Annotated in this window: 5 protein-coding genes; 1 reads left to right on the top strand and 4 read right to left on the bottom strand. The window is 70.2% G+C overall.

The features are described 5' to 3' along the window. Window positions 1-276 precede the first annotated feature (276 nt). Window positions 277-909 (bottom strand): hypothetical protein, encoded by a 633-nt coding sequence (locus Q7W29_06980; protein MDO9171559.1) that lies wholly within the window; start codon window positions 907-909, stop codon window positions 277-279. A gap of 260 nt (window positions 910-1,169) precedes the next feature. Continuing rightward, window positions 1,170-2,528 (bottom strand): NADP-specific glutamate dehydrogenase, encoded by a 1,359-nt coding sequence (gdhA, locus tag Q7W29_06975; GenBank protein ID MDO9171558.1) that lies wholly within the window; start codon window positions 2,526-2,528, stop codon window positions 1,170-1,172. A gap of 248 nt (window positions 2,529-2,776) precedes the next feature. On the opposite strand from gdhA, the gene Q7W29_06970 reads away from it, so the two are divergent. Beyond that, window positions 2,777-3,619 carry a metallophosphoesterase gene (locus Q7W29_06970; GenBank protein ID MDO9171557.1) on the top strand — a complete coding sequence of 281 codons (843 nt, stop codon included), beginning with the start codon at window positions 2,777-2,779 and terminating at the stop codon, window positions 3,617-3,619. A gap of 4 nt (window positions 3,620-3,623) precedes the next feature. Here the strand turns inward: Q7W29_06970 and Q7W29_06965 are convergent, their stop codons facing one another. Beyond that, window positions 3,624-6,809, bottom strand: a complete 3,186-nt coding sequence (locus Q7W29_06965; protein MDO9171556.1) for a PEP/pyruvate-binding domain-containing protein — start codon at window positions 6,807-6,809, stop codon at window positions 3,624-3,626. Then, complete coding sequence (locus Q7W29_06960) at window positions 6,802-8,538, bottom strand: PEP/pyruvate-binding domain-containing protein (protein ID MDO9171555.1); 1,737 nt, start codon at window positions 8,536-8,538, stop codon at window positions 6,802-6,804. The genes Q7W29_06965 and Q7W29_06960 overlap by 8 nt, the downstream gene beginning before the upstream one ends. Between the last annotated feature and the right edge of the window lie 20 nt (window positions 8,539-8,558).

The following is an 8,558-nucleotide window of genomic DNA, read 5'->3' as shown; positions in this document are numbered from 1 at the left end:
TTCACGATGCGCTGGGGATTTCCAGTCATCAGTAGAATTGTCCCTACCCATGCTGTGATGCGACTCGGATCCGCACATCCTGCCGAGACAGGGGGCGCTCGTCGGGCACATCCTGTGCCCGACTCGCTTGGCCTTCCGGCCCTTCCGCCATCCTGGCTCCAGGGCCTGCAGGACACCCCTGTCTCGGCAGGATGTGCGGATCCGAGTCGAACAGCAGCATGGGCATGGCAGGGACGATTTCGCAGCCGGAACTGGTGCAACCGGCGGAGGAACGGTTCAGCGGGCGTAGAGCGCTTTGACTTCGCCCCAGGTCGACTCGTCGGACGATAAGACGCCGGTCCAGTCGACCAGTTCTCCGCCCTCGTCGATCACCGGGCCGAGCTGCCGGTGCAGCTTGTAGGTCCACTGACGCAGGAACCAGGGGCCGTCGAACGTGATCATCTGCATCACCATCGTCTCGAAGTCGCCGGCCGGCGTCGTGACCGTTTCCGTGCCGGTCACGGAGCAGTGGAGCGTTGCTGCGAAGGAGCCGTAGCCGTAGTCGACCGTCGTCTCGCTCTGCCACTGCTTGCCGACCGTGAGCGGCAGGTCCAGGAACAGCACCGGCGGCGTGAGCGTGAAGTAGTCGGGGTCGACCCAGGACTTGCACACCCAGCCGGACCCGCCCCACAGGACGTCCCCGTCGTCGTCGAGTCGATAGGTTCCGGATCCGGCGCATTGGGCGCTCGTGTAGCTCCTGGAAAACCAAGCCGGATTGGAGTTCTGCAGGATCTCGACGTTCAGGGGCCCGTCGGACCACTGGTAGGTGAAGGTCGCCCCCGGCGTCAGCGGCCAGTAGTCCGCGGCAACGGCGGTCCCCGCCAGCGCGGCTAGGAGCACGGCCGCGACCGACACTCGGATCGTACGCATCACGGACACCTCCAAGCATGGGTGACATCCTAGAGAGCCATCATATCATGCCGCGTAGGTGCGCTCCAGGGGGGCCGCTCCCCCTCCGACTGCACGTGAGCGGCCGCACCGCTGGACCACCCGACCGGCAGGGTCGGGGGCGTCTGGAGGGGTCCTGCGCCAGGAGGGCGCGGGGCCCCGTAAGTCGAGCGCCCCGGGCACACGAGGTGCCCGGGGCGCGTCCCCCGACCCTGCCGGTCGGGTGGTTCAGCGGTGTCCGCTTACACCACGCCCTGGTCCATCATCGCGTCGGCGACCTTCAGGAAGCCGGCGATGTTGGCGCCGTTGACGTAGTTGCCCGGAGTGCCGAAGGCCTCGGCGGTCTCCACGCAGTTCTTGTGGATCGACTTCATGATGCCGTGCAGCTTCGCGTCGACCTCTTCGCGGCTCCAGGAGAGGCGCATGCTGTTCTGCGACATCTCGAGGCCCGAGGTCGCCACGCCGCCGGCGTTGGCGGCCTTGCCGGGGCCGTAGAGGATCTTCGCGTCGACGAACTGCTCGACGCCCGCGGGGACCGTGGGCATGTTCGCGCCCTCGGAGATCACGTAGACGCCGTTGCGCAGCAGGTTCGCCGCGTCCTTGGCGTTGACCTCGTTCTGGGTGGCGCTGGGGAAGGCGCAGTCGGCCTTGTGGTCCCACAGCGGGTTGAACGCGGCGCCGGGATCGATGGCCTTGTAGACGGCCTTCGGGTACTTGTCGCAGTACTCCTTGATGCGGCCGCGCTTGACGTTCTTCAGGTTCATGACGAACGCCAGCTTCTCGCGGTCGATGCCCTGCTCGTCGTAGATGTAGCCCGCGGAGTCGGAGAAGGTCACCGGCTTGCCGCCGAGGTCGAGGATCTTCTCGACCGTGTACTGGGCCACGTTGCCCGAGCCGGACACCAGGCAGGTCTTGCCCTTGAGGTCCTGCTTGCGGGTCGCGAGCATCTCCTGCGCGAAGTACACGGCGCCGTAGCCCGTGGCCTCCGGGCGGATCAGCGAGCCGCCCCACTTCAGGGCCTTGCCCGTGAGCACGCCGGTGAACTCGTTGCGGATGCGCTTGTACTGCCCGAACATGAAGCCGATCTCGCGGCCGCCCACGCCGATGTCGCCGGCGGGCACGTCGGTGTCGGGGCCGATGTGGCGCTGCAGCTCGGTCATGAAGCTCTGCGTGAAGTGCATGACCTCGTTGTCGCTCTTGCCCTTGGGATCGAAGTCCGAGCCGCCCTTGCCGCCGCCCATGGGCAGCGTGGTGAGCGCGTTCTTGAAGACCTGCTCGAAGGCGAGGAACTTCAGGATGCCCAGGTTGACGCTCGGGTGGAAGCGCAGGCCGCCCTTGTACGGGCCGATGGCGCTGTTCATCTCGATGCGGAAGCCGCGGTTGACCTGGACTTCGCCGTTGTCGTCGATCCAGGGCACACGGAACAGGATCACGCGCTCAGGTTCGACGATGCGCTCCATGATCTTCGCCTTGCGGTACTCGGGGCGCTTGTCGAGCACGGGCCACAGGGACTCCACGACCTCCTGCACGGCCTGGTGGAATTCCTTCTGCTCGGGGTTCTTGGCCACGACCTGATCCATGAAAGCCTTGAATTCAGCCATGTCGGCTCTCCCGCGATGAGGGACCGTCCGAGGACAACCGTGAGGTCGGTTGCACCTGTTGAAACTCCAACAAATTTAGGTGGCGACGGTGCGGACGCAAACATTATTCACAGATGCCGCACCGGCGGATGCACATGCCGCGCCGACCGTTCCGGCCCGGATACAGGCGTGTTCCACTCCTGGTTGATCCGTGGTTGCGCGTCGCCGGCGCGGGGCGCACCATGGCCGCCGACCGAGGGAGGATGGGCATGGGCCTCTGCCACTTCGCGACCGACCTGCACGGCCGCCCGGACCGCTACCGCAAGCTCTGGGACGCGGCCGCCGCCGAACGCCCCGCCGCCCTGTTCCTGGGCGGCGACCTGCTGCCGCACCGGTTGGTCGCCGGCGGCGATTTCGTCGCCGAAGTGCTGGCCGCCGGCTTCCGCCGCCTGCGCGCGAGCCTGGGCGCCGCCTACCCCGCGGTCTTCCTCATCCCCGGCAACGACGATCCCGCCGACGAGCTGCCCGGCCTCGCCGCGGGCGAACACGAGGGGCTCTGGATCCAGGCGCACGGCCGGCGCGTCGCCTGGGGCGACCGGAGCGTGCTGGGCTACGCCTGCATCCCCCCCTCGCCGTTCCTGCTCAAGGACTGGGAGCGCTACGACGTGTCGCGCTACGTGGATCCCGGCTGCCTGTCGCCGGAGGAGGGACGGCGCACCGTCGCGCGCGACGAGCGCGAGATCCGGCTGGCGACGATCGCGGCGGAGCTGGACGAGCTGGCGGGAGACGGGGACCTGTCGCGCGCGGTCTGCCTGTTCCACTGCCCGCCGTACGGCTGCGACCTGGACCGCGCCGCCCTGGACGGCAGGTCGGTCGACCACGTGCCGCTGGACGTGCACATCGGGAGCATCGCGATCCGCAGGTTCCTCGAGGCGCGGCGGCCGCCGCTGTCGCTGCACGGCCACGTGCACGAGGCCGCGCGGCTGACCGGCGCCTGGCGCGCGACGATCGGCGACACCCTGGCCTGCAACGGCGCCCACGACGGGCCGGAGCTGGCCCTGATGCGCTTCGACCCCGACGACCCCGACGCGGCCGCGCGCGCCCTGCTCTAGGGGATCAGGCCGGCTCGTCGCCGCCGCCGAGGTGGAGCTCGCGGGCCGGGTCGGTGATCGCGCCGATCTTCACGGCGAAGCTCGACCGCTCGGCGATATCCCGGTCGGTGATCAGGTGCGCGTCGATCAGCCCGGAGCTGCGGTAGCCGGTGCGCAGGTAGTTGATCTCCGCCAGGCAGCGGCTCCAGCCGTCGAGCCAGACCCGCAGGGCCGCCTGCCGCACCGGGTCGTCCTCCATGTGGACCAGCAGGTCGATGTCGCTGGCCGGGCCGGCCGTCGCGTTCTTCACGCTGCCGAAGACGTACATCGCCTTGACGCCGAAGCGCGCCGCGTCGACGTCGCGCGCGATGCGCTCGGCCATCTGCAGGCGCCAGCGCCAGACCTCGCCGGGCTGGCCGATCAGCTCGGCCGCCGCGTCGGCGCCCGTGCCGCGCTCCTGCCCCGGCTCGACGAAGCAGGCGAGGGCCTCGTCGAGGTCGGCGTTCATCAGCACGCGCAGCACGCGCCCCCCGGCCTCGGCCGGCACGTCGATCACCCGCAGCGTGCCCGCGAGCTCGGCGTACTGGGGCAGCAGCTCGGGCAGCAGGTTGCGCGCCCCCAGCAGGAACTGCTCGTTGAACACGATGCCGTCGCGGTCCGGGTACAGCGGCAGGTAGCGGATGCGTGCCTCCACCAGGTCCTGGAAGAAGTGGGTCCCGAAGGAGAGGTCGGGCAGGTAGCCGCCCTTCTGCCGCGCGATCTCCACCAGCATCGAGGTGTGGCTGATGTCCGCGTAGGTCACGCTCACGCCCAGCTTGATGTCGCCGCGGCTGCCCCAGCGGCCGGGGCCCATCAGGATGAAGCAGCGCTTCGGCAGCAGCTTGTTCAGGTCGCCGATCGCGCGCCCCACCGCCAGCATGCTCGCGCGGTCCTCGAGCGACGCGTAGGCGTCGGGGTCGACGTAGACCACGTGGGTGACGTCGGGCATCCAGCCGTTGGACACGTGCCGGTCGGCCGTGAACAGGACGTCCTTGACCGGCAGGTTCTTGGGGATCGGCGCCGGGGCGGCGTCGTCGGTGTGGCTCTGGGGCCGGCACTGCAGCAGGTAGAACCGCTCGCCGTCGTGGGCGAACTCGATGTCCACCGGCGTGCCCAGCTTCTCCTCGAGGATCACCAGCACGTTGCGCAGGTGGCGCACGAAGGGCGTGCCGTTGATCAGGCCGTCGAAGGTCGCCACCAGCTCGTCGTGCGCGGCGTCGAACATCAGGCGCCGCGGGCGCTGCAGCATGCCCTCGTTCAGCTGCGAAAACACCAGCTCGAGACCCGGGTAGCGGCCGCCCACCTCGCGCAGCAGGTCGGCGATCGACAGCGTGACGAAGGCGTTCTGCTCGAGGTCGATGACGTCGATCTTGTTCGGCGCGTAGCGCACGATCTCCTCGAGCTCCACGTTCACCCGCAGGTTGGGCTGGCCCGGCACCGCCAGCACCGGAAAGTCGTCGCCGACGCGGTCGACGGCGCGCGTGCCCAGCCCGGGCACCAGGCGGATCAGGCCGTCGTCGCGCCGGATCCGCGGCGACCAGCGGAACTCGTTGCGGCTGAAGGCCACGCCGGCGAAGGCCGGCAGGAAGTAGCGGCCGACGCGGCGGCCCACGACCTCCTGGATCAGGATCCCCATCTCCTCGCTGAAGTCCAGCAGGCCGCGGTCGCGGCGGTACTCGACGGGGTCGGGCCCGAACACCGAGGCGTAGATCTCGGTGATGGCGTCGCAGAGGGCGTCGAGGCGCTCGCCGCGCTCGCCCTGGTTGGGCAGGAACAGGCTCTTGTACTTGCCGGAGAACGAGGTGCCGAAGCGGTCCTCGAGCAGGCTGGAGCTGCGCACGATCAGCGGCACCTCGCCCAGGTCGTCCAGCGCCGCGGCCAGGCCCTGGCGCAGGTGCGGCGGCAGCGGCGAGTGCTTGAAGAGCTGGATGATGTTGGGGTACTCCTGCCGGACCTGCCCGATCTCCTTGTACTTCTGCTCGATGACGTCCTCGAGGTCGTTGTGCGCGATGAACTCCAGCGTGGCGTCGGACGCCAGGTACCAGGTGCGCGGGACGTGGACCTCGCCGACGGGCCGGTCCGGCGTGGAGGCGCGGGCCAGGATGCGCTCGGCGAGGATCAGGCCCGAGCCCTTGCCGCCCAGCTTGCCGGTGCCGTCCACGGGCATGATCAGGCGGTCGACCAGGGCGCGCAGGTCGGCGACCGTCACGAACTCCTTGGCGACCTTGATGTAGTCGAGCTGCTCGGTGAGGAAGCGCCGCACCAGCGAGACGTGCATGTTGGTGACCGTCGAGGGCTGCAGCGAGGAACCCTCGCCCACCAGGTGGTGGTAGCGGCGCAGCGCGTCAGCCAGCTCGGGCAGGGTCGTGCGCGGGTTGTCCAGGATCTTCAGGAAGAGGCCGGCGCGGTCGTCCTGGATCCACTTCTGGACCTTCAGCAGGATCTCGTGGTCGGTCATGTGGCGCGCGGCCATGAAGAACGGCGCGTCCGACAGCAGCACGGACTCGTCGCGCTTCTGGACGACGCCCGGCACGTTCACCTCGCCGGAGACCGTCTCGGCCGACACCACGGAGTCCACGCGCCCGAGCATGGCCTGGGCCTCGTCGACGCCCATCGAGCAGAGCAGGTTCAGCAGCTTGCGCGCGATGCTCTGGTGGAGGTGGGGGTCCGACTCGCGCAGCATCTGGATGGGCATCAGCCACAGCGGCTCTTCGATCCCGTCCTCGCGGACGTGCGCGCGCACCTTGCGCAGGTCCCGCAGGCGCTCGAAGAGGACGTAGTGGGCCAGGCGGTCGGCCACCGATTTCAGCAGGCGCCGCTCCTCCTTCAGGAAGGGGCCGTCGCCCACGTCGGGGCACGAGCCGGTGTAGTAGACGCAGACCTCCCCCGTCATCTGCTCCTGCACCAGGATCTCGGCGCGCAGGTGGCAGGGCGTGCGCGGGCCGTTCTCGGTGCGGTGCACGACGCCGTCGCACGCCACCTCGGCCTGGCAGATGGTCGGGTACTGCATGCCGGTGACGAGGGCCTCGGCCACGCCGCGACAGACGTCCTGCCGCGATTTCCCCTGTTCCGCGAACAGTTCCTCGATGCGGTAGAGGCAGTCCAGCTCCTTCGAGCGCTCCTGCAGCGAGACCAGCAGCTGGGCCAGCGTCGGGTCGCGGTCGTCAGTCATGGCGGATCACTCCCCTGCGGGCGCGCCCGTCGACGCGGACGTCCAACGGTCGCGGGGTGCGGACGTGGCGCACGAGTTCGCCCTCGTGCTCGGCCGGCAGCGCGTCCAGCCAGGCCCAGTCGACGGCCCGGCCGCCGGTGTGCGGCACCGACAGGTACTGCACGCCGAAGCTGATCAGGTTGTGGAAGAAATGGGAGCCCTGGCTCAGGTCGGGGCTCATGTCCGGCAGCGTGGCCTCGACCACGACGCGGGCCTGGGAGATCTGGCTCCAGTCCACCGGCACGCCCAGCCAGGGATCGGAGCTGCCCCAGCGGCCGAAGCCGATCAGCAGGCAGGTCCGCCCCTCGGCCAGCAGGCCGGCGTTGATGCGCTCCAGCTCCGCGGCGATGCGCGGCGTGTGGCGGGCCTCGAAGGCGGCCGGCTTCACGTAGACGACGTCCCGCAGGTCGGCGCGGGCGCCGTGCCCCAGCACGATCTCCGAGGACAGCAGGACTCCCGGGCCGTCCAGCTCGTCCTCGCCGACGGTCACCTCGCCGACGGCCACCTGCATGGGCCGCGCCTGCAGCAGGCCCAGCCGCGCGGGCGCGCCGCCCTCGCCGAAGGTCAGCGCGAACTCGATCTCCACGTCGGCGCCGAGGGCCGCCTTCGCCAGGCCCAGCATCTGCTTCACCGCCTCGTTCAGCGGCAGCACGCCGGCGTCCAGGATGGGCGAGAAGTCCAGCACGCGCGCGCCGCCGGGCAGCAGGCCGCAGCGCAGGCGGTCGCTGGCCGGGTCGAAGGTGGACACCAGGTGGTCCAGGGCGCCGTCGGCCTCCGCGCGGGCCAGGTCCGAGCTCACCAGGAACTCCGTCTCGCGCACCGGGTCGGGCGGCGGCGGCGTCCCCATGTTCACGCCCCAGAACGAGGTCTGGGTGTTCTTGACCATGTCGCCCAGCCCGTTGAAGGGCGGGCCGACGCGCGGCCGGGCCGGCGAGTAGGACCAGGTCAGGCCGCCGTCGACGATCGCCTTGCCCAGGCCGAGGGCCAGGTTGACGACGCCGTCCTCGGGGCGCGCGCGGCCGATGGGGTAGTAGCTGTAGGAGCGGCCGACGCCCGAGAGGCAGGGGTAGAAGAGGTCGCCGCGGCGCCGGCCGACGATCTCCTGCACCACGACCGCCATCGCCTCCTCGCGGGGGTCGCGGCCGATCGAGCGCATGTAGTCGCGCGGCTGGCGGAAGAAGGTCGAGGCGATGACGAACTTGATCGCCTCGGCCAGCTTGCGGAAGCGGCCGTCCGGGTCGAGCCGGTGGTTCGGGATCATCTTGGTGGCGTAGACGCCGGCGAACGGGTGCTCCAGCGCGTCCTCCAGCAGGCTCGACGAGCGCACCGCCAGCGGCGAGTGCACGCCGTCGATCAGGGCGCGCAGGTCACCGACGAACTGGGCCGGCAGCTCCGCGCGCTGGCAGGCGTGGGCGATGCGGTCGTCGGGGGCGCCGCCGTAGACCGCGTCCGCCAGGTCGTTCTGGTCCACGAAGGCGCGGAAGACGTCGGTGGTCAGGACCACCAGCCGCGGCACGTCGACCCGGATGCCCGGGCACGCGGCGCCGTCGAAGCGGCCCAGGATGTCCCGCGCCATGAGCGCGAGGCCGGCCGCCTTGCCGCCGAGCTCCCCCTCCCCGATGCGCGACACGGCATCGGCGCCGTCGAAGAAACGGCGGTCGAACGCGGGCACGGCGTCCCGGGAGATCATCGTCACGTCGTTCCCTCCCC

It is taken from the genome of bacterium (assembly GCA_030654305.1).
Lineage (GTDB): Bacteria > Krumholzibacteriota > Krumholzibacteriia > LZORAL124-64-63 > LZORAL124-64-63 > PNOJ01.
Note: the sequence above shows the minus strand (reverse complement) of the source record. Positions and strands in the feature narration are given on the sequence as shown.

Bases quoted from the DNA above. Each gene is read 5' to 3' on its own strand.
- Q7W29_06980 (MDO9171559.1), bottom strand. From the start codon at position 909: ATGCGTACGATCCGAGTGTCGGTCGCGGCCGTGCTCCTAGCCGCGCTG.
- gdhA (MDO9171558.1), bottom strand. From the start codon at position 2,528: ATGGCTGAATTCAAGGCTTTCATGGATCAGGTCGTGGCCAAGAACCCC.
- Q7W29_06970 (MDO9171557.1), top strand. From the start codon at position 2,777: ATGGGCCTCTGCCACTTCGCGACCGACCTGCACGGCCGCCCGGACCGC.
- Q7W29_06965 (MDO9171556.1), bottom strand. From the start codon at position 6,809: ATGACTGACGACCGCGACCCGACGCTGGCCCAGCTGCTGGTCTCGCTG.
- Q7W29_06960 (MDO9171555.1), bottom strand. From the start codon at position 8,538: ATGATCTCCCGGGACGCCGTGCCCGCGTTCGACCGCCGTTTCTTCGAC.